The 25,783-nt window shown below is 39.0% G+C and carries 21 protein-coding genes, 1 tRNA gene and 1 pseudogene; 14 read left to right on the forward strand and 9 right to left on the reverse strand.

Annotation, left to right across the window (positions count from 1 at the left end):
- Positions 1-9 precede the first annotated feature (9 nt).
- From VEB00_05325 to VEB00_05335, 3 genes are all read left to right on the forward strand, one after another.
- Positions 10-1,041, forward strand: coding sequence for a tripartite tricarboxylate transporter substrate binding protein (locus tag VEB00_05325; GenBank protein ID HYF82434.1), 1,032 nt, complete (start codon positions 10-12; stop codon positions 1,039-1,041).
- An 85-nt stretch (positions 1,042-1,126) separates the two neighbouring features.
- Positions 1,127-1,606, forward strand: a complete 480-nt coding sequence (locus VEB00_05330; GenBank protein ID HYF82435.1) for a tripartite tricarboxylate transporter TctB family protein — start codon at positions 1,127-1,129, stop codon at positions 1,604-1,606.
- Between the two features lie 12 nt (positions 1,607-1,618).
- Positions 1,619-3,109: a tripartite tricarboxylate transporter permease gene (locus tag VEB00_05335; GenBank protein ID HYF82436.1), complete on the forward strand. Its 1,491-nt coding sequence runs from the start codon at positions 1,619-1,621 to the stop codon at positions 3,107-3,109.
- 70 nt (positions 3,110-3,179) lie between these two features.
- On the opposite strand, the gene VEB00_05340 is transcribed toward VEB00_05335, so the two are convergent.
- Positions 3,180-4,316 carry a Coenzyme F420 hydrogenase/dehydrogenase, beta subunit C-terminal domain gene (locus tag VEB00_05340; protein HYF82437.1) on the reverse strand — a complete coding sequence of 379 codons (1,137 nt, stop codon included), beginning with the start codon at positions 4,314-4,316 and terminating at the stop codon, positions 3,180-3,182.
- 160 nt (positions 4,317-4,476) lie between these two features.
- Between VEB00_05340 and VEB00_05345 the strand changes: the two genes are divergently transcribed.
- The 3 genes from VEB00_05345 (at position 4,477) to VEB00_05355 (ending at position 5,979) form a co-directional block, all read left to right on the forward strand.
- Positions 4,477-5,031, forward strand: coding sequence for a UbiX family flavin prenyltransferase (locus VEB00_05345; protein ID HYF82438.1), 555 nt, complete (start codon positions 4,477-4,479; stop codon positions 5,029-5,031).
- 2 nt (positions 5,032-5,033) lie between these two features.
- A complete protein-coding gene (locus VEB00_05350; GenBank protein HYF82439.1) occupies positions 5,034-5,408 on the forward strand; it encodes a hypothetical protein in 375 nt (124 codons plus the stop codon).
- Between the two features lie 106 nt (positions 5,409-5,514).
- On the forward strand, positions 5,515-5,979 hold the full coding sequence (locus tag VEB00_05355; GenBank protein ID HYF82440.1) for a QueT transporter family protein: 465 nt from the start codon (positions 5,515-5,517) through the stop codon (positions 5,977-5,979).
- Positions 5,980-6,017: 38 nt separating this feature from the next.
- Here the strand turns inward: VEB00_05355 and VEB00_05360 are convergent, their stop codons facing one another.
- From VEB00_05360 to VEB00_05380, 5 genes are all read right to left on the reverse strand, one after another.
- Positions 6,018-7,190 (reverse strand): PatB family C-S lyase, encoded by a 1,173-nt coding sequence (locus VEB00_05360; protein HYF82441.1) that lies wholly within the window; start codon positions 7,188-7,190, stop codon positions 6,018-6,020.
- Positions 7,191-7,206: 16 nt separating this feature from the next.
- On the reverse strand, positions 7,207-8,991 hold the full coding sequence (locus VEB00_05365; protein HYF82442.1) for an aminopeptidase P family protein: 1,785 nt from the start codon (positions 8,989-8,991) through the stop codon (positions 7,207-7,209).
- A gap of 21 nt (positions 8,992-9,012) precedes the next feature.
- A complete protein-coding gene (hypD, locus tag VEB00_05370) occupies positions 9,013-11,373 on the reverse strand; it encodes a trans-4-hydroxy-L-proline dehydratase (GenBank protein HYF82443.1) in 2,361 nt (786 codons plus the stop codon).
- Positions 11,374-11,376: 3 nt separating this feature from the next.
- Positions 11,377-12,282 (reverse strand): glycyl-radical enzyme activating protein, encoded by a 906-nt coding sequence (locus VEB00_05375; GenBank protein HYF82444.1) that lies wholly within the window; start codon positions 12,280-12,282, stop codon positions 11,377-11,379.
- A 163-nt stretch (positions 12,283-12,445) separates the two neighbouring features.
- Positions 12,446-13,870: a sigma 54-interacting transcriptional regulator gene (locus VEB00_05380; GenBank protein HYF82445.1), complete on the reverse strand. Its 1,425-nt coding sequence runs from the start codon at positions 13,868-13,870 to the stop codon at positions 12,446-12,448.
- A 149-nt stretch (positions 13,871-14,019) separates the two neighbouring features.
- Here VEB00_05380 and VEB00_05385 point away from each other — a divergent pair, with 149 nt between their 5' ends.
- A complete protein-coding gene (locus tag VEB00_05385; GenBank protein ID HYF82446.1) occupies positions 14,020-15,099 on the forward strand; it encodes an NAD(P)/FAD-dependent oxidoreductase in 1,080 nt (359 codons plus the stop codon).
- Between the two features lie 26 nt (positions 15,100-15,125).
- Here VEB00_05385 and VEB00_05390 read toward each other — a convergent pair whose 3' ends face one another.
- Complete coding sequence (locus tag VEB00_05390) at positions 15,126-16,490, reverse strand: PhoH family protein (GenBank protein ID HYF82447.1); 1,365 nt, start codon at positions 16,488-16,490, stop codon at positions 15,126-15,128.
- Positions 16,491-16,905: 415 nt separating this feature from the next.
- Between VEB00_05390 and zupT the strand changes: the two genes are divergently transcribed.
- The 4 genes from zupT to VEB00_05410 all read left to right on the forward strand — a co-directional run bounded on the left by zupT (position 16,906) and on the right by VEB00_05410 (position 19,434).
- Positions 16,906-17,724, forward strand: coding sequence for a zinc transporter ZupT (zupT, locus tag VEB00_05395; protein ID HYF82448.1), 819 nt, complete (start codon positions 16,906-16,908; stop codon positions 17,722-17,724).
- 113 nt (positions 17,725-17,837) lie between these two features.
- Positions 17,838-18,458, forward strand: a complete 621-nt coding sequence (locus tag VEB00_05400) for a TetR/AcrR family transcriptional regulator (GenBank protein HYF82449.1) — start codon at positions 17,838-17,840, stop codon at positions 18,456-18,458.
- A gap of 10 nt (positions 18,459-18,468) precedes the next feature.
- Positions 18,469-19,245, forward strand: coding sequence for a 4Fe-4S binding protein (locus VEB00_05405; protein ID HYF82450.1), 777 nt, complete (start codon positions 18,469-18,471; stop codon positions 19,243-19,245).
- A 112-nt stretch (positions 19,246-19,357) separates the two neighbouring features.
- A tRNA-Arg gene (locus VEB00_05410) sits at positions 19,358-19,434 on the forward strand.
- A gap of 258 nt (positions 19,435-19,692) precedes the next feature.
- Here VEB00_05410 and VEB00_05415 read toward each other — a convergent pair.
- Together VEB00_05415 and VEB00_05420 are read right to left on the reverse strand one after the other, a co-directional pair.
- Positions 19,693-20,908 (reverse strand): annotated as a pseudogene (locus VEB00_05415) (IS256 family transposase).
- A 237-nt stretch (positions 20,909-21,145) separates the two neighbouring features.
- Positions 21,146-21,535 (reverse strand): hypothetical protein, encoded by a 390-nt coding sequence (locus VEB00_05420; protein ID HYF82451.1) that lies wholly within the window; start codon positions 21,533-21,535, stop codon positions 21,146-21,148.
- A 396-nt stretch (positions 21,536-21,931) separates the two neighbouring features.
- Here VEB00_05420 and VEB00_05425 point away from each other — a divergent pair, with 396 nt between their 5' ends.
- From VEB00_05425 to VEB00_05435, 3 genes are read left to right on the forward strand one after another with little or no spacing between them, the layout of a single operon-like run.
- Positions 21,932-22,795, forward strand: coding sequence for a radical SAM protein (locus VEB00_05425; GenBank protein HYF82452.1), 864 nt, complete (start codon positions 21,932-21,934; stop codon positions 22,793-22,795).
- 33 nt (positions 22,796-22,828) lie between these two features.
- Positions 22,829-24,982, forward strand: coding sequence for a peptidase U32 family protein (locus VEB00_05430; protein HYF82453.1), 2,154 nt, complete (start codon positions 22,829-22,831; stop codon positions 24,980-24,982).
- Positions 24,983-25,711, forward strand: coding sequence for a hypothetical protein (locus tag VEB00_05435; protein ID HYF82454.1), 729 nt, complete (start codon positions 24,983-24,985; stop codon positions 25,709-25,711).
- Positions 25,712-25,783 lie beyond the last annotated feature (72 nt).

The raw sequence follows: 25,783 nt of genomic DNA on the forward strand, positions 1-25,783 counted from the left end.
TCAAAATTGATGAAACTTAACAAGAAAAAAATTGCGCTTGTTACACTGTTTGTCTTTTTATTAGGCTCTATTTCATTAGTAGGTTGTGCACCTAAACCAGCTGTTGAGGGAACCGCACCAGCTGTGGAGAAAACTGCAAGTTCAGACTACCCATCCCGACCAGTAACTATGCTTATCCCTCATAAAGCAGGCAGCAGTACTGACATTATGGCTCGTGCTTTACAACCGTATCTTCAGAAGTATCTTGGTGAAAAAGCATCTGTCGTTATAGAAAATGAAGGCGGTGGCGGAGGTAATGCTGCTCATGTGAAAACTTACAAAGCAGCTCCGGATGGATATACTATTGAAATGTCCGCATTCCCTTCTGTTACACTTGGCGAGCTTGTTAAGGGTGGAGAGTTTAAAGCTTTGGAATATACATACTTGCATACTGTAACCGGTGGTGATTATAACGGTATTTTCGTAAAGTATGATTCTCCATACAACGATATTAAGAGCTTAGTAGAAGCAGCAAAAACCAAAAAGATTACAATGTCAGGCTCAGGAATTGGCACAAATGGTCATATGGCTATGAAACTATTGGAAAAGTCATCAGGTACTATATTTGAATATGTATCTTATGACGGCGGAACAGAAGCAGCTGTAGCTGTGGCTGGCGGACACACTGTAAGCGGTGTAGGAAATATCGTATCTCTAAAACAAATGGTAGACGAAAAGAAAATTAAAATATTGGCTGTTATTGGTGCGAATAGACATCCAAATTATCCGGATGTTCCAACTGCTGTTGAAGCAGGATATACAGATGCAGCCATGGATGTTTGCGTTGGCGTATACGCACCTCCAAGCCTGCCTGCTGATATAGCAAAGGCGTTGGAAGATGCTTTAAGCAAGGCTGTAAACGATCCTGAATTTAAGGCACAAGCTGAAAAGTTAGGTTCAAGTATTGTACCGCTAGGCTCAGCAGAGTTTAAAAAATTAGCTGAAAACATCTATAATCAAGCAAATATGGTAAAAGACGATCTTAAGGAAACTACGAAATAAGCTTCATGAATGTTGTTAGGAGAAAGAGGTATTACTCCTCTTTCTCCTATTCTGGCAATGGAAGCTTTATATAAGGGGGTATACTATGAATATCACATCCCATGCAAATCGAAAGAAACTAGTAGACAGATTATTCACAATAGCAATTATCGTTCTCTTTACTATCGTTATTGTGATGACATTTTCATTATCCGAGACAGCGGGGAGTGTACCAAGACTAATCAGTATAATTGGAATTGTACTATCTGTCATTACGCTAGTTAAAGACTTTAAACAAAATGATGGTAAACCAAAAAATAATGATGCTGCTTCGGATGAAAATCAGGGAATGTCTTTTATAAAGTGCTTTGGCTTGTTGATAGCATATTTAGCAGCAATGGTTGTATTGGGATTCGCTATATCCACCTGCCTAATGTTATTTTTTATACCGATATTCCTGAAATACAGAAACCTTAAAATCAATATAATCTTCTCTGTTATAACAACAGCAGTTCTTTACTTTAGCTTCACATACTTATTCTACGTTCGCTTGCCGGTCGGTATTCTGTTCGAGTTATTTTTATAGGGTGGTGAGATTATGGAAAACATGATGTCTGCAATAACTAATATATTCTCTGTGACTAATGTGTTGTATTTGATTATCGGATCAGTAATTGGACTTGTCATTGGTGTGTTGCCTGGGTTGGGTCCGGTTTTTGGCACAGCTTTAGTATTACCATTTACTTTTGGTATGAGTGCTGATTCAGCGTTAATTCTCCTGAGTGCAGTTTATGCATGTACTGCATATGGAGATGGTATTACTTCAATCCTCTTAAATGTGCCCGGTGGACCGGGAGGAGTGGCTCTTACATTTGACGGATATCCTCTTACACGTAAGGGTAGAGCGGCTGAAGCCCTGGGAGCTCTGGTTGGCTCATCCTTCATTGGCGGGTTAATAGGGGTTCTTGCATTAATATTTATTGCACCTCCTATGGCAGAGTTCTCATTAAAGATTGGGCCGGCTGAATATTTTATGCTTGCTATGTTTGGTTTATCAATGGTAGCTGTAGCCGGAAAGGGTGATACGGCAAAAGGACTCATTCTCGGCTGTTTGGGTTTGCTCTTTTCCTTTGTAGGGATGGATGTAATTACAGGAGCAGAAAGGTTCACTTTCGGCAGTAATTTCTTAGAAGACGGGATATCGACTGTAAGTGCCACAATAGGACTGTTTGCCCTTTCTCAAGTGTTTATACTTGCAGAAGAAGGCGGCACAATAGCAGGTGAATTTACTCTGGCAACTAAGCCCTGGAAAGGAATTAGTGCTACATTAAAGTACTGGTATGTTACATTACGCTCATCTATACTCGGGGTTTGCATAGGCATGGTACCAGGAATAGGAATATCTACGGCTAGTATGTTGTCTTACGTAGCTGAGAAGAGGATGGCAAAAGATCCTGAGACTTATGGAGAGGGTAATATTAGAGGTATTATTGCTCCTCAGGCAGCTTCAAATGCTTGTACAAGTGGAGAACTTATTCCTGCTTTCGCACTGGGAATACCGGGAGGTGCTACAGCTGCTATATTTTTGGCTGCAATGACCTTACATGGTCTCAGACCTGGTCTTAGTTTCTTTACATCAGGTGGTGTGTTGGTTGATACAGTTTTTCTGGGAATGATTTTGGCACAATTTGTTATTTTGTTTTTTGGATTAACAGCTACACCGCTATTGGCAAAAATCACAAAAGTTCCAAATGCAATCTTAGTGCCAATAATTGTAGCTCTTTGTTTTGTAGGGGCATTCGCAGTAAATAATAATATTGAAGATGTGGTTGTTGCTATGGTTTTTGGAGTTATAGGATATGTACTGTTCAAGAATAAATGGCCTGTACAGTGCCTAGTTCTTGGCTTGGTACTGGGTGAGATCGCTGAGAGCAACTTCCACCGTGCACTGCAAATCTCAGACGGATCATACGGCATATTTGTGCAGAAACCCATTTCTCTGATTTTATTTATTGCAATTATTGCAATTTTAGTGTGGACTTATTGTGGGGGCATAATTAAAGCAAAAATGCAAAATGCAAAAGCTTAAAGTGTATAATGACAGAATTAAAGGTGATGTATATTGGGGTAATGCTTCAAGCCCCACTTACACCACCATTCTATTTTTTTATCTGAAAACAGTTGACTTCACTAATTATATGCTGTAGGTTTTGAAAATCGGTACGCTGAATTTGAAATAAAAAGGATTCTCGTTGTTTCGGTATTTGGAGCTTTCCATTCACTATTCGAGGGTTACCTTTTAAAGTACTTTCAGACGGTATTTGTATGAGTTCAACATTGCCTTTATCTTTCAAAGTGTCGAGAATCTTGTCTCCTTTTTCGTTATTGCTTAAAATCAACGATACACCAAGATCATTTTTGTATTCCTTTGGTACACCCCAATAATCTGCAAGTGTTAGGTCTCCCTGCCTGGGCATACTGCAAAAGGAACAACTGTAGCAGGCATCATTTAAATATAAATCGCTAAGGAATCCAACTAAGAAGGGGTCTTGTCGAAAAGTATCTGAATAACTGCTTCCATCAGTAAAATCAATTGATATTCGGAATTTGGACCAGCCGTTTTCTTTATTGCGAAAGTTAATAGATTTAGCGGTACGTGAGTTACTTACATATTCCAGATATCTATGAAAAACGATGATGGAAGGTGTGCCGTGACAAACAAGATCGATGGTTATGAGATTTTCACTATCGACAAATTTATGGAGGGCTGCTACCTGACAAGGTAAACCGGAAAACAAAACAGTCCTACCGTTTCTGACCATTTGAGAAATTTCCTTATAAGTTAACCCAATATTACTTTGGAGATATTTAGAGCCCTGGAATGGCAGCAATTCCTGCTTGGATTCTGCTTTTGCATGACAAAGAGTCCAGTCGGATTTCCATCTTACTCCATATACAATGCCGCTCCAGTCTAAAATAGTATTTGCTATCTCAGTAAAGATTCCACCGGAGGAGCTATTTTTTCGTAAAGCATTATTTTTCGACCAGGCAGCATAAGACAGAATATTAGCTTCAGTTCTATTTATAGGAGAAGCGGATGTATTTCCAAGTGTCGGGCATTTTATGGAACATAGACCGCAATTATTGCAACGGCTTGTAACTATTTCTGGTCTATAAAAACCATATGGCGATAATTTCATTTTTATGGCATTGTTAGGACATGCATTGTAACAGGCGAAACAACCTGTGCACTTATCATATGGTAACATGGCCACGGTGTTATTATTAAGATGCATATCAGTACCTCACTAGTATAGTTGTAATATGTATATTTTAACATGTTTTGCTGCTTGAACAATAGTATATAGGATAAGTTCTGCACAGGCTATGATATACTTGAGAAAGTATATATGAATTATTCGTAGCAGTTTTTGTTCGTAGAAAGGAGTGTCAGGTTTGAAAATCATAGTAGGAATAAGTGGTGCTTCAGGTGCCATATATGGAATAAGGCTACTGGAGGAATTGAAAAAAAGAAAGATTGAAACCCATTTAATAATGAGTAAGTGGGGTGCAGTAACTATTACTAAGGAAACCGATTTTTCAGTGGAATGGGTAAAGTCCCTTGCTGATAAAGTATATGGAGAAGACGATGTGAGCGCAGCAATATCCAGTGGCTCTTTTCAAACTAACGGAATGATTATAGCTCCTTGCAGCATGAAGACTCTGAGTGGAATTGCTAATGGGTATGCAGAGGATCTGTTGATCAGGGCAGCTGACGTTTGTATAAAGGAAAGGCGAAAACTTATTCTAGTAGCTAGGGAAACACCTCTAAATTCTATACATCTAGAAAATATGTTGAAGCTCTCGCGAATTGGAGTTGAAATTATGCCTCCGGTTCCAGCTTTCTATTCACGCCCTCAAACCCTTGATGATATTGTTAACCATACAGTAGGCCGAATCATGGATCATATCGGTATAGAAAACCAACTCTTTACAAGGTGGGAGGGGTAGTGATGTTATCCCAAATTTATGAAAGCGTTGAAGATGGAAGATATTCTCTTGAAGCCTTACTTGTGATAACAGATGATGGTATCATGTTATATGTAGGTGGGGGAGATAAACCGCATATAGGAACCGTAGTTGTAAGCCAGCCTCGTCCAAGTATGAAAGTTGACAATGGTGTCAGCTGTACCACTTCAGTAACAAACATGTTATCACATAAAGACGACTTAATAATAGTCCCCATAGCTGAGGCCGTTTGCAAAAAAGCAAATACAGTAGTTGCAGCCTCGGGAGGGGTTCATATTGACGATGCGGAAGCCTTTGATATAAAAAGATTGATGGATAATATGGAAGAAATAACAAAAAAGATATTAATAAAACTTTAATGTGATTTGAGATCATTGACAATTAAGCCTTACAGAGAATATAATTGGAAATGCAGTCAGTTCGTGACCATCCTGACTTAAAATAAAACTACGGAGGTTTTAGAAAATGAATAGAAACAGATACTGGGTGCATGCTGCATTCATAGCAGCTATATATGCAGTGCTAACCATTGCATTTGCGCCGCTTAGCTATGGGCAGATACAAGTTAGGTTTGCTGAAGCGCTTACCATACTGCCTTTCTTTACACCTGCTGCGATTCCGGGTCTTTTTGTAGGCTGTATATTAGCAAACTTCTTTGGCCCAGGCGGAATGATCGATGTGATATTTGGAAGTGCAGCAACGCTTATAGCCGCATACCTTTCCTCCAAAATGCCGGCAAAGTGGCTGGTGCCGCTGCCACCGGTAATAGCAAACGGAATTATTATTGGATATATGCTAAATTATCTCTATCAGCTGCCTTTGCTGATAACCATTGGATGGGTGGCTCTGGGTGAGTTGATATCCTGCTACTTCATAGGATATCCGCTTTTGCTTCTTCTTGAGAAGTATAGGGATAGAATATTCAGGTAACAAAAAGCTTATCAGATTAATAATCTGATAAGCTTTTTTTATATATTATTCACTGCCTGCTCTATTCGATTGAGCGCTTCTGCCAATAGGCTTCTGGGGCAGGCTATATTCATTCGCATGAAGCCTTCTCCGCCAGCTCCAAAAACAGCCCCGTCATTTAATCCTACCTGGGCTTTGTTTATAAAGAAGCTTATCAGCTCCTTCTGGTTCATTCCCAGTTCCCTGCAATCCAGCCATATAAGATAGGTGCCCTCAGGCTTTGATACTTTTATTCCCGGTATTTTACTTTCAAAGTAATCCATCAGGAAGTCAACATTGCCTTCAAGATAAGCGAGGAGCTGGTCCAGCCACTCATTTCCGTGGGTATATGCAGCCTCGAGTGCAGTAATGCCGAATAAATTGCTCATTTCTATGCCAAGACGCTTTATAGTATTATTAAACTTTTCACGCAAATCCTTATTTGGAATGATAGTTACAGAGGTTGATAGCCCGGCTATATTGAAGGTCTTGCTGGGTGCAATACAGGTTACTGTGCACTGAGCCAGCTCCTCAGATATTGAAGCGGTAGGTGTATGAGTATTGCCGGCATAAATTAGGTCCGAATGTATTTCATCGGAAATAAGTACCACATTATGCTTTATGCATAGCTCACCAACCTTAGTAAGCTCTTCCCTGCTCCAAATCCGGCCAATAGGGTTGTGGGGGCTGCATAGTATCATGGCTTTTACCCCGTCCCCAAGCATGGCTTCAAGGTCTTCAAAGTCCACGAAGTACCTGCCCTTTTCATATATTAGCTGGTTATCTACAATAATCCTGTTATTAACTTCTATTGATGAAAAGAATGGGTGGTACACAGGAGACTGTATCAGCACCTTATCCCCAGGCTCTGTAAAGGAGAGTACACTGAAGCTTAATGTAGGAACAACTCCGGGAGAAGCCGATATCCATTCGCTGCTTATATTCCATCCGTGCCTTTTTTTCATCCAGCTTGCAATGGAGGAATAGAAGGAATCAGGCTTCTCGGTATAGCCATAAATTCCATGTTGAGCTCTTTTAACAACAGCATCAATCACTGGCTGAGGAACTTCAAAATCCATATCTGCCACCCACATGGGCAGTACTGATCCATTGCCGAAGGTCCTGTCCAGATAGTCCCATTTAACTGAGCTGGTACCTATCCGATTTACACTTTTATCAAAGTTGTACTTCATTATGTTCAATCCCCTTTTAGATTGCTCTGGTTTCGTGTTTAAGCCAAGTTTTTTCTTGTTCATTGAGGGATGGTGACAGCTTTTCATAAACTTCTTTATGGTAGTTATTGAGCCAATCCTTTTCCTGCTGTGTGAGTAAATCATTATCAAGTCCGTCCAGGTCTATAGGACAGAAGGAAATGGTATCAAACTTCATATACTTGCCATATTCTGTTTCGAAGTCATCCACTACCAGCATAATATTCTCAGTACGTACACCATGTAAGCCTTCTTTATATATTCCAGGTTCGTTGGTCAATATCATACCAGGCTCGAGTACCACAGTATTTATTACAGGAGCCCGCTTGAAGCCCTGTGGACCTTCGTGGACACTAAGCAGGTAGCCCACTCCGTGGCCTGTTCCACAGCGGTAATCCAAGCCTTCTTCCCATATAGGCCTTCTTGCAAGTATATCAAGATGCGTACAGGTGCAGCCGTACATGAACTTAGCTGTTGCCAGACCTATATGAGCTTTAAGCACGAGTGTGAAGTCCTTTCGCTGCTCTGCAGTCAGCTTGCCCAATACAATTGTCCTTGTTGTATCTGTAGTGCCGTCAAGATATTGTCCGCCGGAGTCAATAAGAAGCATGCCTTCTTTTTCAAGGGCGTATTCAATTCCTGGGACAGCTTTATAATGCATCATTGCAGCATGGTCCTTGTAGCCTGCTATGGTATCAAAGCTCGGCCCCTTTGAGAGCTCCTGCTGCAGTCTGAATTCCTTCAGCTTCTCATCAACGGTGATTTCTGTAATGCCTTCTTTTCCCAGATTGTTGTCAAGCCATATGAGGAATTTCACCAGGGCAACTCCGTCTTTGATATGGCAATTTCGAAGGTTCTTGACTTCTACATTGTTTTTCAAAGTCTTCAGGTTTGTGGTTATGTTAGGCTCCTGGATTATTTCGAAAGCAGCGGGTACTGACTTGTATAGCCATACATTTGTCTTTTGGGGGTCTATTGTTATAGCAGCCTCACCCTTTAGAGAGGTAATGGCATTCTCAATTTTGTCATAGTCAAGCACTTCTACATTATCAGCCTTTAATTCTTTTTTGACTTCGCTGTTTACTTTACTTTGGTCTATAAAAAGCTGGCAGCCAGTCTGTGAAACCAGTACATAGGCTGTAACCACAGGGGTGTTGGGAACATCTCCGCCCCTGATATTCAAAAGCCATGCAATATCTTCCAAGGCTGAAAGCAGATAATAGCTAACGCTGAGTTTTTTCATTTCAGCTCGTACGACCTTAAGTTTTTCGGTTCTTGATTTTCCTGCGTATTTAATATCGTGGGTGAATATCGGAACTTGAGGGATTGCCGGTCTGTCTGCCCATAATTGACCTATAAAGTCGTAGCTTGCTTCAAAGGAAAGCCTCTTGGATTTATATGCTTTTTCCATTTCATTATAGAGGGAAACCGACATGGATTTTCCATTGAAACCGACTATTCCATGGACCGGAAGTACCTCTTTAACCCAATCAATATAGGTTGGCACAACCGGCAGTCCCATTTTGAAAAGCTTTACCTCAGAGCCTTCAAGCTGTTTTTCGGCTTGCAGAAAATATCTGCCGTCAGTCCATAGGCCCGCTTCCTTTTGTGTAACAACTACAGTCCCCGCAGAGCCTGTGAAGCCTGATATCCACTGCCTTGCCTTCCAATGCTCCGGTACATACTCGCTCTGATGAGCATCAAAGCTGGGAACTATGAAGGCGTCGATATTTTTCTCTTTCATGAGACCCCTGAGCTTGGAGATTCTTTCATTAATCGTCAATTCTATTTACCCCTTTCTTAACTAAAAGCTTTTGTGTTCCGTCCTTGTGATTATCTCTTCCTGAAGGGCTTCTGTCAGGTCACAGAAGTAGTCGCTGTAGCCTGCTACCCTTACTATAAGGTCTTTGTGCTGCTCGGGGTTTTTCTGTGCCCTTTTTAGTGTATCGGCACTTACAATATTAAACTGTATATGGTGGCCATCCAGCTTGAAGTAGCTTCTTACAAGCTGAGACAGTCTGTCGATGCCTTCCTCATTCTGCACCAGATCCGGGGTGAATTTGATATTCAAGAGAGTGCCTCCGGTTCTTATGTGATCCATTTTCCCTGCAGATTTTATTACTGCTGTTGGTCCATATATATCAGAGCCTTGAACCGGTGATATGCCTTCCGACTGAGGCTGACCGGATCTTCTTCCATCCGGTGTAGCACCTGTGACAGAGCCGAAGTACACGTGGCAGGTAGTTGGCAGCATATCTATCCGATAGGTCCCGCCTTTTACCGTCTTTCTCCCATTCACTTCGTTGTAATATGCATCGAAGAGCTCCTTCATTATATCATCAGCGTAATCATCATCGTTGCCATACTTTGGGGTATTGTTCATTATAAGCTGTCTCATCCTGTCATTGCCTTCGAAGTTGCTCTTCAAGGCCTCCAGGAACTCAGTCATTTCATATGTTTTATTTTCAAATACATGCTTTTTTATAGAAGCAAAGCTGTCAGTCAAGGTTCCTATTCCCACACCCTGAATGTAGTTGGAGTTGTATCTTGCGCCTCCCGCATTATAATCCTTTCCACTCTTTATGCAGTCGTCAGTCATAATAGAGAGGAAGGGGGAGGGCATCAAGTCGGCGTAAAGCTTTTCTATCACATTGTTTCCTCTGATTTTTATTTCGATAAAATGATGCAGCTGTTTCTTGAAAGCAGTCATTAGCTCTTCATAACTCTTGAATTCATTGGCATTTCCTGTCGCTAGACCTATTTTCTTGCCTGTCCTTGGGTCTATGCCATTATTGAGAGTTATTTCAAGGACTTTTACCAGGTTGAAATAGCCGGTGAGTATATACGCTTCTTTGCCGAAGGCACCTGCCTCGACACAGCCGCTGGTTCCGCCGTCTCGCGCATCTTCTACGCTTTTACCCTGACGTACAAGCTCTTCAACTACAGAGTCAGCGTTGAATATAGAAGGCTGCCCCCAGCCTTTGCTTATTATCCTGCAAGCCCGCTTCAAGAACCTATCTGGATTCTTTTTGCTCAGCTGTATGTTTGAACTGGGCTGCAGCAGACGCATCTCGTCTATAACATCGAGTACCATATAGGTCACGTCGTTGACTCCATCTGAGCCGTCAATCTTCAGACCTCCGCTGTTAATGTTGGCAAAGTCGGTGTAGGTACCGCTCTCCTGAAGGGTTATGCCTACCTTTGGAGGAGCAGGCTGATTGTTGAATTTTACCCAGAAGCACTGGAGCAATTCTTCTGCTGCCTCAGGTGTCAGTGTACCATCTTCCAGACCCTTTTTGTAGAAGGGCTGGAGATGCTGATCCAATCTTCCCGGGTTGTATGCATCCCAAGTGTTAAGCTCAGTAATTACACCAAGGTGTGCGAACCAGTACATCTGCAAAGCCTCTCGGAAATTCCTCGGGGCGTTGGCAGGCACATGGGAGCAGACCTCCGTAATTTGCTCAAGCTCTTTTTTCCTCTCGGGATTGTTTTCCTTCGCTGCCAGCTCAATAGCTTTTTCTGCATGGCGTTTTCCAAAGCTTATAATAGCATCAGCACATATGCTCATCGCTTTTAGTTCTTCCTGCTTATCATAAACATCCATATCATTGACAAAATCAAGAGCTGCAAGCTGGTTTTCTATATCCTTCCTAAAGCCCAGGAAGCCCTTCTTATATATCTTGCCATCTCCGACAGTATGGCCGGGAGCTCTTTGCTCCATAAATTCCGTAAATATTCCGCTGCTATAGCAATCCTGCCATTCCTGGGTCATCTGATCAAACATCAGATCTCTCATGGACTTACCCTTCCAATAGGGTATTATCTCATCCTTTTGTATTTCTTTAGCCTCTTCACTTACTCTGAAGAATATCTTTTGTCTTTTATCTATGACATCGAAGTCCTCGACAGTATGACAGCACAGCTCCGGGTATGTAGGAGTGGCCTTTGGTGAAGGCCCCCTCTCACCCACGATAAGCTCCCCTTCATTGATGCAGATGGTTTTGTTCTCCATCAATGCCTTGAAGGTAAGTGCCCTGAGTACTGGTATAGATACTTTGCCCGCATGCTTTTTATATGTGTCTGTAACTATCTGGGCTCTCTCCAAGGACATGGTCGGCACTGCATCAATGCTCTTCTGCCTTAATATCCTGACTCTATCGTTCATGTGTTACCCTCCAATCTTTACTTTTATTCCATATGCCAAGAACTTGCCTGCAATGGACTCCACATACTCACTGGATGGTACGGGAATGTCCATTAGGCTGTTCTGCTTTCCAAGTCTATTATATTTGTCCGCTGCAATATTATGATAAGGCAAAATATTGACTTGTTCTATTCCTGGGGTGCTTTGTATAACCTCCGCTGTCGCCTTGATATTGCTCTCATCGTCATTGATGCCCGGTATCAGAGGTATTCTTATAAAAATCTTGTTGCCAAGCTGAGATATTGTCTTGAGGTTCTCCAGTATCAGCTTGTTGGATACTCCGGTGTATTTCATATGCTTATCATCATCCATGAGCTTAAGGTCATAAAGGAACAGGTCAGTCAGACCGCTTATCGTTTTTATTGTTTCTGGAGCCCCGTAGCCGCTTGTATCAACTGCTGTATGATATTCCCTTTTCTTGCACTGGGTCAGCAGCTCCAGCAGGAATTCCGGCTGTGAAAGTGGCTCTCCTCCGGAGAAGGTGACACCGCCACCGGATTCGTCATAAAAAATACTATCCTTATCAATCTGATACATAACTTCTTGCACAGCAGCCCACTTTCCTGCAGCTTCCCTTGCTTTTGCGTAGCAGATCTCAGTGCAGCTGCCGCAAGAAGTGCACGTATCTCTATTAAAGTGCAGTGAGCCATCTAACAAGAACAAAGCACCGTGCTTGCAGACCTCCACACACTTGCCGCAGCCTATGCATCTTTTATTGTACAGCATAATCTCAGGGCCAAAAGCCTGGCTCTCGGGGTTGTGGCACCAGATGCAGGAGAGTGGGCAGCCCTTAAGGAAGACTGTTGTGCGGATACCTGGTCCATCATGTATTGAATATTTTTGAATGTTGAATATTCTTCCATTACACAAATTATCACCTCGCTTAGATACCGAATTAATGTAGCAAATAGCATGCCATATTCTCCTATCGCACAAATGCAGTATCTCTGTCATTCGTGTAAACGCAAAAAATAAACGTACCGAAAATGGTACGTTTACGCACTTAATTTAATACGAAGTACCGAAAATGGTACTATTCAATTTCTTTAACAAGCCTTATATTATGCTTTTTAATTTTGTTGTGCATCGTTTGCTTTGGCAGTCCGAGAGTTCTGGCGGCCATGGATATGTTGCCCTTGGAAGCCTTGAGTGCTTTGACCAGCAGGCTTTTCTCATATTTATCAACAGAAGCATTCAAATCTCCCATGGGAGTGTCCAAGGGGAGTGCCTCTGTATCCATGGCTGCAAGCTTCAGCCTTTTATCGAAGTAATACTGAATATCATCAAGGACAATGGTTTCGGTGTCAATTAGGTTCATGGTGCTTTCCACAAGGTGTTCCAGTTCCCTTACGTTTCCCGGCCAGGGGTATTCTTCGAAGACCCTCATAGCCTCCTTGTCAACACCTGCAACCTTTTTTCCCAGCTGTTCATTATTCCGTTCAATGAAATAGCGTACCAGTACGCTTATATCCTCACGCCTTTCCCTTAAAGGCGGCAGCTCCAAATAGATTACATTGAGCCTGTAATAAAGGTCTTCCCGCAGAAGCTTCTTTTCCACCAGCTCAGAGGGAGGCTCATTTGTAGACGCTATTATCCGCACATCCACGTCCTTGGTCTTGGCGGCACCTACTCTTCTTACGACTCCATCCTGGATAACCCTGAGAAGCTTAGCCTGAAGCTCTATGTTAAGAGAATTCACTTCATCCAGGTAAAGGGTGCCCCCATGAGCAAGCTCAAAAAGTCCGGGATTGTCCTTCGCCCCTGTGAAGCTGCCCGCTGCTGTGCCGAAAAGGATTGATTCAAGAAGGCTGAAGGGGAGGGCTGCACAGTTCTGGGCTATAAAGGGTTTGTTTCTTCGCTTGTGGTCTGCATTGTGGATTGCCTGGACTAATAGCTCCTTGCCTGTGCCTGTCTCACCGTACACCAATACCGGGGAATTGCTTTTGGCTATACGCCTTGCCTTTTCCTTAAGCCCCACTATGGGCTCGCTGTTCCCTATTATGTTGTCAAAGGTGTATTTTGCGCCGCTTTCATTGTATTCCTTTTTACCTGTACTGCTTTTATACAGCTGCTCCTGAAGGTGCATAATCTTTTCAGATAAATCTACCACCTGGGTAAGATCCTTGAAGACTTCAAAGCAGCCCACCATTTCTCCATTTTCAAATATGGGGATGGTGGAGGTCACAGTAGAAACCTTTTTGCCCTGATAATTTGTATAATGCTGTATATGTTCAATTATAGGCTTCTTATTATTTATGACACTGTAGAAGGTGCTTGTTTCTTTTGTAAGGTCAGGGAAAACATCAAGTATGTTTTTGCCTATAGCTGTATGGGAGTCGATACCTCCAATATTGGTGGCAGGCTCTTTGTAGAAGGTTATATCAGCTTTTGCATCTGTGACTATGATTCCTTCGTCAAGGTTTAGAAGTATAAGCTCCAGCAGTCTTTTATAGTTCATAATAATGCCCCCATACAAAATAATTCTTATTTATAATGATAAAGAACTCTTGACGGTTAATCAAGGGGGAGTTAAAAGCCTTTAAGGCACTAAATGAAATATGCCTTATAAAAATTAACAAAAGATATATACTAAGGTGAGGTGTTTTTATGCAAGTCGCAATAATTGGAGCGGGATTAGCCGGGCTTTCCTGTGCAATAGTATTAGAAAAGAACGGAATAATCCCCGTAGTTTATGAAAAAACAAATTTCATAGGTGACCGGGAAGCGCATGTAGGAGCTAGCTTAAAGATAGTGGACAGACCTGTTAAGGATATTACCAAATATCTGAAAAAGAGCTTTGATATAGACGTAAAACCTTTGAATACAATAACCAAGCTCACTCACTATGCACCCGCAGCTACTACATCTATCAGTGGAAGCTTCGGCTTGTTTTTCAGGAGAGATAAAGAGGAAACTTCATTAAAAGGTCAGCTTTTTTCCCAGCTCCAGAAAACCGAAATACAGTTCAATATGGATGTTGATTATAAGGTCATATCCAAGGAATTTGATTATGTTGTATTAGCCGATGGTAAGCCGGACATGTCAGAAAAATTAGGATGCTGGACTGACTGGGTAAGGGGGATAATTAAAGGAGCTGTTTTAGAAGGTAACTTTGACCCGCAGGAACTAATTATGTGGCTAAATAAAACATACTGTAAGGCTGGTTACGCCTATCTTACTCCATTTAGTGACAGGAGGGCTTCAATTAGTCTTTATGTTCCTGATATCAGTATTGATGAAATAGATTACTATTGGGACTTATTCTTAAAAGATCTGCATTTTAAGTATGAAATTGTAGAAACCTTCAAGGTAAGACATGGCAGCGGGCATGTGTATCCTCATAAGGTTGATAATATTCTTCTTGCCGGCAGCGTCGGGGGAGCTATTGATCCGTTCCTTGGTTTTGGTATAGTTAAATCTATTACGATGGGCGGCTTAGCTGCAAAATCTATAATAGAAGGCTCTGATTATGAGAAATTGGTAAAGAATATATATAAGCAAAGTCTAAGGCTTTACGAAATAAGAGAGTCTTTTAATATGGCTTCTAATGAAAACTATGATACTATGGTAAAGCTTATAGGAATTCCTGGTGTAAAGCCTATGCTTTATGACGTGCCTATAAATGTATTAAAGCTTGGAAATGTGGGATTGAAATTGAAAAGAAAGATAAAAGGTGAGCGTTTATAGCCCACCTTTTATCTATTAATCAAAAGCTACATATATTTTTCTGCAATCTGGGCCAGAGGACTTCGCTCAACCTTGTTCAAGGTCACATGACCGGTGATAGGGAAGGGCTTCATTTTTTCAATGGTATAAACCAGACCGTTCGATCGGGCATCAACCAGTACATTGTCTATCTGACTGTCTGTTGGGTCGCCCAGAAATACGAACTTGGCTCCGAAGCCTGCACGGGTCAGCATCATCTTGGCAAGATGAGGAGTGATCTCTTGTGCCTCATCTACTATAACAAGGGCATCTGACAATGTCCTTCCTCTCATATACGTAAAGGTCTTGGTTTCGATAATTCCGTGCTGCCGATAGTCGTCTATAAAGGAATCTACTGTAAAGGAAGGTTTGGCAGAGCTGTCTGTCTTGCCTCCCTTTTCCTTACGCCTGTATTTGTTGCCGAATAGATTGTCTACAGCATCGTAGAAGGAGCCCATCCAAGGCTTAAGCTTTTCTTCCTCTGTACCGGGAAGGAAGCCAATATCGTTGCCAGCCGGCACAACCGGTTTTACAAGGACGATCTTTCTGAAAACCTCTTCTTCGATGACCTTCTGGAGAGCAACTGCTGTAGAAAGAATAGTTTTGCCCGAGCCGGCGCCCCCTGCAAGAGTAACAAAATGTATATTGTTATCCATCAGGAGCTCAAAGGCCATTTTCTGCTCCCTGTTTATCGGAACCAGGCCCCAGGCTGAACTATTTGCATATTTTAACGGTACTATCCTTTCACCATTGAAAATGGTGAGAACTTCATGACTTGATGAATCGTTGCTTCTTATATGAATAAACTCATTGGGATATATAGTCTGATCAAGCTGTTTTGGCAGCTTCAGACCGTCCTTGAAAATCTTCTCGATATCTTTGGAGGAGAGCATCAGCTCTGTATAACCGTTGTAAATCGATTCAACAGTAACTTTATCATTTTCATAATCTTGAACTGTTATGCCCAAGCTGTCACCTTTGATAGCCATGTAGACATCTTTAGTGACAAGTATGGTCGGCTGTTCAGTATTCTCCTTCTGGAGATTTTTCGTAAGAGCAAGTATTTTGTTGTCAACCTTGGAAATATCCAAACCATCTGGCAGATCCACGGTATCCAGATGATCCAGTTCAATCTTGAGCATGCCTCCGCCGGGTAAGTTAACTCCTTCACTTAGACTGCCGTATTCACGAAGTTTATTTATTTCTTTTGCAGCACTTCTTGCGTGAAAACCTATCATACCCTCCCTCTTTTTCAGACTATCCAGCTCTTCAACTACCATGATCGGGATTATCACATTGTTATCCTGGAAATTGGAGATACAGTAAGGGTCGTGTACCAGCACATTTGTATCAAGTATAAAGTTTTTTATCATGCATTTACCTCCATATTATACATAGATGCTTCGTGGTATACGGCTCTAATGCTGGGAGTATAAATACCTTGGCGGTTCTCAAGAATGTTATATAATAAATTCTGCCAAAAAGTCTCAAATTCCTGCATGAATCGTACAGAATTTACATAAACATTACATTGGAATGTAAGCTTACATAATATCTTTTTTGCTTCTTATAGATTATAATAGTTTTTTAGGCAGAATTACTAAATTTAGGAACTCAAATAGAACATCTGCGTATATTGAACTAGACATATGTACAAGGGGTGAAAGGTTAAAGAAGGCACATATAAAAATATTGGGTTAATACTTTATATGCATGGGAATTGTTTTTGAGCATAGTTCTTTGGAAAAACACCAGATTCTACAGCAAATATAAGAGGAGGTTATAGCTATGGATATGCATTCGGTTTTTATTGCTTTTGGGATGACACTTATTGCGGGCATTTCCACGGGTTTAGGAAGTCTTATTGCTCTTCTTACAAAAAAGACAAATACAAAACTCATATCTGCGGTCTTGGGTTTCTCCGCAGGAGTAATGATATATGTATCACTGGTAGATTTGTTTCCTCAGGCCAATAAGATGCTGACAGCATCAATGGGGAAGGTCACAGGCAGTTGGATAACGGTAGCATCCTTTTTCGGAGGTATATTATTAATTGCATTAATAGATAAGCTTATACCATCTTTTGAAAACCCTCATGAGACGAGAAGGGTGGAAGAAATGAGCGAATATAGCGATATGAAGCCGAACAGTATGAAGAGCCTAATGAAAATGGGTGTCTTTACAGCTGTAGCAATTGCAGTCCACAACTTCCCTGAAGGGATAGCCACCTTTATTGCGGCACTAAAGGATCCCCAGCTTGGCATAGCAATAACAATAGCAATAGCAATACACAATATACCTGAGGGTATTGCCGTATCTGTGCCGATTTACTGCGCTACAGGAAGCAGGCGCAAAGCATTTGTTTACTCCCTGCTGTCAGGTTTTTCTGAGCCTCTTGGTGCTCTTCTGGCTTATTTATTCCTGATGCCAATATTGAACGATCAGGTATTTGGAAGTATGTTTGCTGTTGTAGCAGGCATTATGGTATTCATATCCCTGGATGAACTGCTGCCTACTGCAAGAGAATATGGCGAGCCCCATTTGGCCACATATGGTCTTGTGGCAGGTATGGCGGTAATGGCAGTAAGCTTACTGCTGTTTATTTAGCATGAAGAATTGATGGAGCGGGGGTGCAAGGCTCTCGTTATTTTTTTCAATCTGTATTGACTGACAGTCAGTCGGTATGGTAATATGAGATTATACAAATGGAGGTGATTGTTTTGGCGAGAATAACAAAGAATCCTGAAGAACGTAAGGCGGAGATTATGAATACTGCTGAAGTTCTGTTTTCTGAAAAGGGCTTCCGAAATGTAGCTGTCAGCGATATCGTTAAAAAAGTTGGGGTGGCACAAGGAACCTTTTATTATTACTTCAAATCCAAAGAAGATCTGTTGAATCAAACTCTGGAGAGGCAGCTTGACGGCATAATGCAAACCGTGAGCTCAATAGCTGAAGGATCCGAGCTGGATGCACTGCAAAAGCTTCAAAGCATGCTGAAGATAGTCTTGCTTTCAGGCCTTGGGAGACAAAATATGACGGAACACATGGATAACAATCAGGATAATGAGATGCACAGCAGACTTGAAGAAAAGTTTCACGGTAAGTTTTATCCTGTACTGCTTTATGTAATTGAACAGGGCATAAAAGAAGGATATTTTGAATTGAATTCATATAAAGAGGTGACTCAGATACTTCTCTTGGGAATACAAGGCTACATGCATGCGATTTACCCATTATTAAAGGATAGGGAGACTGTAAACGAGAAGATGAAGGCCATAGAAGAGGTAATCGTGAATGTGTTGGGTTTGAAAAAAGGGAGTATACATATAACATTGGAATAGGGGAGATATTATGAAAAATCAAAAAATTAGAAGGTTCATACTGCTATTATCATTTATTTTACTGCCTGCAACCTTGAATTATTTCTCGCCATACTTAATAATAGAGGGGCTGTTCGAAAAGGTGATAGGCGGCGCCTTTGTCATATGGCTGTTGTTCTTATTGAGCTCATTGGTGTTTGGGAGAGCAGCATGTTCGTATGTATGCCCATATGGAGGGCTGCAAATGCTAATTGATAAGTTTCACGGCAAGAGTCTGAAGCAAATAGCATGGCTCAGGTGGTTCAAATATGGATTGGGAGTTATCTGGATATCAGCGATTATCGTACCTTTAGTATTGGTAGGAGGGCAGAAGCAGTTCAATATGCTTTATATGACTGAGAATTTTGTCTCGGTGGATCATTGGGGCAAGCTGATATTTTACTATATGCTTATAACAATTCTTGCAATTATGCCTTTTATTTTAGGTAAAAGGGCAGTCTGCCACTATTTATGCCCAATGTCAATTTTAACTATCACCGGCAGCAAGCTCTCTAACTGTTTGAACACACCCTCTCTTCACCTGACAGTAAGGAAGGATAAGTGCATCAAGTGCGGAAAGTGCAACAAAGCTTGTCCAATGAGTCTGGATGTAATGGGAATGGTTCAAAAAGGCAACATGAGAAACACCGAGTGTATATTATGCGGAGAGTGCTGCAGTGCTTGTGGCTGTGGTGTTCTTAGAAGAGAATTCGGCAGCAGAACAACAGTAAAAATTGGAGAAAACGAGAAGCTCGGCGCAGAGGTATAAAAGTCCCTGATTAATGGTATTATATTGCTGTAAAAGGCTTAAAAATAAAGAAGTTCCAAAATTTACGATTGACAAAAAGTTCATTTCGATATAATATTTTAATGTGACAAATGCACCTATAGCTCAGCAGGATAGAGCGACGGTTTCCTAAACCGCAGGTCGTGGGTTCGACTCCCTCTAGGTGCACCATATTGAAAGTTTAACACCATATCAGCTATGGTGTTTTTTATTTTAGAGACCGTAAATAATTTTGTGGGTAGGAAAGGACAGCGTCCTTTCTAGACAAGATTCGCCCGTATTTAGTTAGTTCTATTTTGTCAGAATCGCTCAATTTTATGTATGAAATTGGACGGTTCTGGCAATAATTTTATTAGACAAGATTATAAAAAAGACTCCGATAGAAGGCATGGGCGTCTGGCTGCTCGGCCTTTTATCATTTATGGCTATCTAAATATACTGAGTTACCTGATCTTCGAACATAATCATCAGATGATTCAAAACCTGGTCCCAGTCCCGGTATCTTTGGGTCCATTTTTTGAGGACGTTCCTGCTTGATAAATAAAGCATTTTTTCTAAGGCTGAGTCTGATGGAAAGACAGTCTTTGTCTTCGTTACCTTCCTGAATTGCCTATGTAAGCTTTCAATTATGCTGGTTGTGTAAATCATTTTACTGATACCCTCAGGGTACTTGAAGAATGGACTTAGAACATCCCAATTAGCCTCCCAGTTCCTTGTAGCATAAGGATATTGCTTGCCCCATTTACTGTTTACTTCACTCAGCTTCATTAAAGCAACCTCCTCATTTACAGCGGTATATACTGCTTTAAAATCCCTGGCAATTCTTTAAGATGTTTGTAGGATACATACTTGAAAGAGTTTCTAAGCTGGTGAATAATGCACCTTTGTATCTCGGCTTTTGGATATGCTGCCTGTATAGCTTCCTTAAGGCCACTCAGTCCATCAACGCTGAATATCAGTACATCTTGTACGCCTCTGTTCTTAAGCTCTGTCAAAACTCCAAGCCAAAACTTTGAGGATTCATTTTCTCCTATCCATACGCCCAATATGTCTTTATTCCCTTCCAGGTCGATGCCTAATACCACATATGCAGCTCTGTTTAGAATATGTCCGTCCTCTCTAACCTTGTAATGTATGGCATCCATGAATATGAATGGGTACATGGGTTCAAGAGCTCTATTCTGCCATTCTTTTATTTCAGGGACAAGCCTTTCTGTGATTTTGCTGACCATTTCGGCAGATACTTCAATGCCCTATAGATCTTTGATTTGATCATGAATATCTCTTGTAGACATTCCGCGGGAGTAGAGGGAAATTATCTTTTCCTCCAAGCAGGATATATCCCTTTTGTATTTAGGAACTATTTTGGGCTCAAAATCGCCTTTTCGATCTCTGGGAATATTCAGTTCAAACTCTCCAAATTGGCTTTTTACAGTCTTTTGAGAGTGCCCATTACGCTCATTATCATCTCAATCAACTTCTCGTTCTTAGGATACCCAATCGATACATCAAGCTCAGCTTCCAGCATTTCCTGGATAGTGTCTTTAAACAAATCTTTTAGATAGCCATAGATGTCACCTACGTTTTGAAATTGGTTCTCCTTAATCATTTCCTTGGTAAAATTCTTTTGTATTGCGGTGCTCATAAAAAAGACTCCTTTCTGGCTTATATTTGATTCTTGCCAGAAAGGAGTTAACTTTTTCATTCACCCACAGAATTATTTACATTACCGTGAAAATTACTTTTTTACCATTTATATACATAAAACAACACTTTATATACTAAAAATTGACAATTAAATACCCTAAACATATTATTATCTACAGGGATGTAAAAAATGTTATTTAGTTATATTCAAATTTATATTTGTTGTTTATATAACTTATTTTATTTTACCTCTAATAAAATTATCTATCATTTTGATATCCGCTAAATCTTTTTCGCGCCCTAATTCAATTTTTTGTTTTTTTATACTCTCTAAGCTACCGACTGGGAAGCAATTAATATATTCAATATGATCAACATTCCAATTTTCAAATACTTCTATAATATTATTAATTTTAAGGCTTCTTGAGTTATTACTAGATATTTTAACTTTGTGCCTCTGTAATATAAGTTGCTCGAATAACTCATTGGTACAGCCTATATCAATGTCCCTGGTTTCATCTTTTACACCATGTATTACTAATCCAGCACCCGCTGTTATCCAATATTCATCTATTGGTAAATTTAATTTATCCATAATATCAAATATTGACTCTCTATTAAGCATGAAAGACCCCTCCAAAATATTAAATAAAGGAATGCTAAAGTTCCAAATACTTAGACTGTTTTTATAATTATGCCTATCCAATATTGAATACATAACTAAACAATTGAATAAATAGGTAAACTACCATCATAATAACAAATTATAGTTTGTATTTCCACTTATGTTTATCAAAACATTATTGTAATTAATGAATGTATAGAAAATGAATACCGGAGAAATAGTTGTGATTCTAAATAACTTTCAAGATTATAAAAAAAGCTGAGAATATCCTTTAATAAGTATATTCATTATAAAGATTAATACTCAATATATTTTTCAATTTATTAATATTGAAAGTTATTAAATAAGAAAACAAAAATGTAATAAACAAAACGACTTAAATGAAGGGAGAAAAGAATGGAAGACTATAATAATAACTCATCACCATTAAGTGTATGTTGGAATATCACATCGGTTTGTAATGACAACTGTGAGTTTTGTTATCGTAACTCTAATTCCAAGATATTAAGTTTAGAAGAAAATAAAACTATTTTAAGAAAATTAATAAAAAGCGGAGTAAAAAAAATATCGTTGATTGGAGGAGAACCATTATTATATGATGGGCTCTTTGATTTAATAATGTTAGCACATGAAGCAGGAGTGGTAACATCCCTTACTACGAATGGGATTCTTTTAGATAAAGAAATACTAACAATTCTAGATAAGTGTCTTGATTGGTTGACTTTGTCTCTAGATGCATCTAATGAGCAACTACAGACAAGGCTAACTCGTAATGAGAATCATTTTGAGAAAAATATTTCACTTCTTGAAATTATTAAAAGTAATAATTACTCAGTTAATATAAAAATTAATACCCTGGTAACAAAGATAAACAAACACGACGTTCCGAATATTACCAATATAATAAGAGAATATAATGTGAAAAGGTGGAAAATATTTAGGTTTTTCCCAATTAGAGGACAAGCTATCGAGAATATCAGTAAATTTAATATTACAGATGATGATTATAATAGAATGAGAAAAGAAGTAACGTTAATGAGAAGGTTCATCAAGGGATGTAATATATGCTTTGCTGATAAAGATACACTAAAGGACTCTTATTTTTTACTGTTCTCTGATGGAACCGTAATGAACTCATGCAACGAACAAGATGTTATTGTCGGTAATTTATTAAGCGACGAGATAGCTGACATTTGGAGCAAAGAGTATTTTAACAAGAGCAGACACATAGAAGTGCATGACTGGCTAATAAATGAATGATAATTTAAATTGATAGAAAGTGAGAGAGCAAATATGGAAGTATTATCCCCAGCTGGTGATATGAATCAATTAATTGCAGGAGTGAAAGCTGGCTGTGATGCTGTTTATGGCGGACTTAAGCTTTGGAATGCAAGAAATAGAGCCAAAAATTTTACAATAGAAGAATACATTGATGCAGTGTCATATTGTAAAGAAAATAATGTTAAATTTTATCTTACTATCAATACTCTAATGTATGATAATGAAATAGATGAAATCATGAATGTATTAAAAGACGAGGAATTTATCTTGCCAGACGCTGTGATTGCATCAGACTTTGGACTTATAAAGGTTTTAACAAAGGAACTACCTCATTTGCATATACATGCATCAACACAGTTTGGTGCGCATTGTTTAGATGATATTACTTTCTTAGAAAAGCTCGGTATTAAGCGAATAATATTGTCTCGAGAACTTCTTATGGATGAAATTAAATATCTTAAGTGCAATACTAGAAGTCAACTTGAAGTATTTGTATGGGGTGTGCAATGTATAGGTTTTTCAGGGATTTGTTATTGGGGATCTCTAGTTTTTGGCGGCAGTGGTAGTAGGGGTAAATGTCTTGCTCTTTGTAGAGATATATATAGTTTTAATAATAGAAAATGCAACTTTTTTTACTCTAAAGATTTAAAGGCTTTTTGTAAAGCACATGATTTGAATGAAATAGGAATTGATAGTATAAAAATTGAAGGTAGAAGAAGCCGTGATTATTCAGAAATCTATAATACAGTATCCGGTTTTAAAGAAGCATTAAATGCAAATTATCAGAGCGAAAACGTGGAAGTAAAGAACCCGTATTGCGGTTATCTAGAAAATAAGCTACCAGTAGAAGGTCTAATAGAATTATGTAATGAAAGAAACATTGTCAGAAATATTCCATTTAGAGAAGTTGGACAACTTGATTTGATAGTTGTATCTAATGAACTAGGTGAACCAGGGTATATAAATGCAAGTGAATTAAATAAGAATGTAGGTACAGTAGGATTTGTAAAGAGTCGGATAACAAATAAGATTGTTCGAGGTAAAAGGAATTTTTCTATAAATATTATGAGTAATCAAGAGGATATTATAAATTGTATTTATGTAATTGGAAACAAGGGAGAAGGGAAGATGTTTAGTTTGAAAACTGATCATGATTTAATTCAGAGTGATATCTATATTATTTATAGAGATATTTTAGATTCTCTGAATGGTAATACATTATCAGAACTGACTTTCCCCAAAACAATCGATTATAAGCTGAAATTTAATAAGAATGATTATGACCTTGTTATGAACTATATAAAAGAAAAATCAGCGATACCCAATATACATATAGAAAGAAATTCTATTAGTGAAAAAAAATATAATATTCTAAATGATGCCATATCGATAGAAGTAAATGATATAAACATGATTGCAGCATTGGATAAAGCTGGGGTTAACAGGATTATATATAATATTAATAATATTGATGAATTAAGTATTGTTCTTGAACAGTATGGAACTTATCAAAATATCATATATAAGCTACCATATTTTGACTGGAAATCAGTAGGGGTAAAGCACCTTGCAAATCTGCTGAATAATCAAAATATAATGATTACACGGTTGTCGCAAATATCCATATTAGAATATGGGAAATTCAAATCTATGGAAGCAGATTATACTGTCCACTGCTGGAATAAAAGAACCATTAATTCCTTGATGGAATATGGAATAAATAGAATTACGTTATCACCAGAGATTTCCTTCGAAGATGCTATAAAAGTTTTTAGTGATGTGAATATAAAATTAGAAATCATATTTGCTGGACATATACCACTTGCATATACACGACATTGTTTTGCTGAGAGTTTAAATTGTAATGCTGAGTGTAATAAAATAAAAGAACTAATTAATATTGATAAAGATATGAAGTTTATGATTAGATGCAGACAAAGTCACAGAGAAATATTTTATGAAAACCCCATTTTAGTGGATGTTAAAAACATAAGCACTTTACCAAATGGAACTACTTTTCGCTATATATGTAATATGCATAATCTTGAAGAATTATTAAATAACATTCAAATAATGAAAAATGATCAACATTACTATGAGAAACTATTGCAAACAACGCTTTGGAGGAATAGCTATGTTGGTAATTTAAAGGAGAGTGTAAGGTAAATGAGAAAAAAAAGTGAGTGGGGTAGTTCGCCGACCAGAATTTACAGGATTCTAAATAGATTAGAGAAGGAAAAAGATAGCTTTACTACATGCATTGTTGGTTGCTCAGACGGCAAATTTGTTTTACCTTTCGCTCGGAAGAAACATTTTATAGTAGGATATGACATTGATAGAATTGCGCTATATGGTGGAAAAAAATTATTCCCAATAAAAAGAGATATTACCAAAAAATATGAATTTGAATCTACTGAAGGAATTGTTGGAAATAAAATTACTTCGTATAAAATACCAACAGAAGAAAGAGATATGACAGGTCTATTGCAGAAGATAAAGAAAGATGGGTTAGAAAAGTATGTAGAGATAAGATTATTAGATTTCTTTAAAAGCGAAGTTGATAAAAAATATGATTTAGTCTTTACAAGTTGTTCGTTACATTATAAAAATAATAATGCATTTTCGCTTGAGCAATTGATTAATAAATTAAAAGATGCAGTAGAAGTAGACGGGTATTTATATATAGACTATATGATGACTCTCTTTGATTATCCTACTTTTGAATCAGATTTATTCTGTAAACCGGAACAGATGAAAAGCTTTTTTGTAGATGAAGATTGGAAAGTTGAATATTATAGAGAAATGAAGAAACCAGTATTTGAAGCTGCTCATGTGGATTGTGTTTATGACCACTTTCACAGGTTTGGGTACTTGCTAGCTAAGAGGCTTAAATAAGAGTTATATCCAGCTATAGCTTCCGTATGATACCTTTTGCATATTAATATAAGATACTAAACTTTATAAAGC

This window comes from Clostridia bacterium (genome assembly GCA_035628995.1).
Lineage (GTDB): Bacteria > Bacillota > Clostridia > Lutisporales > Lutisporaceae > BRH-c25.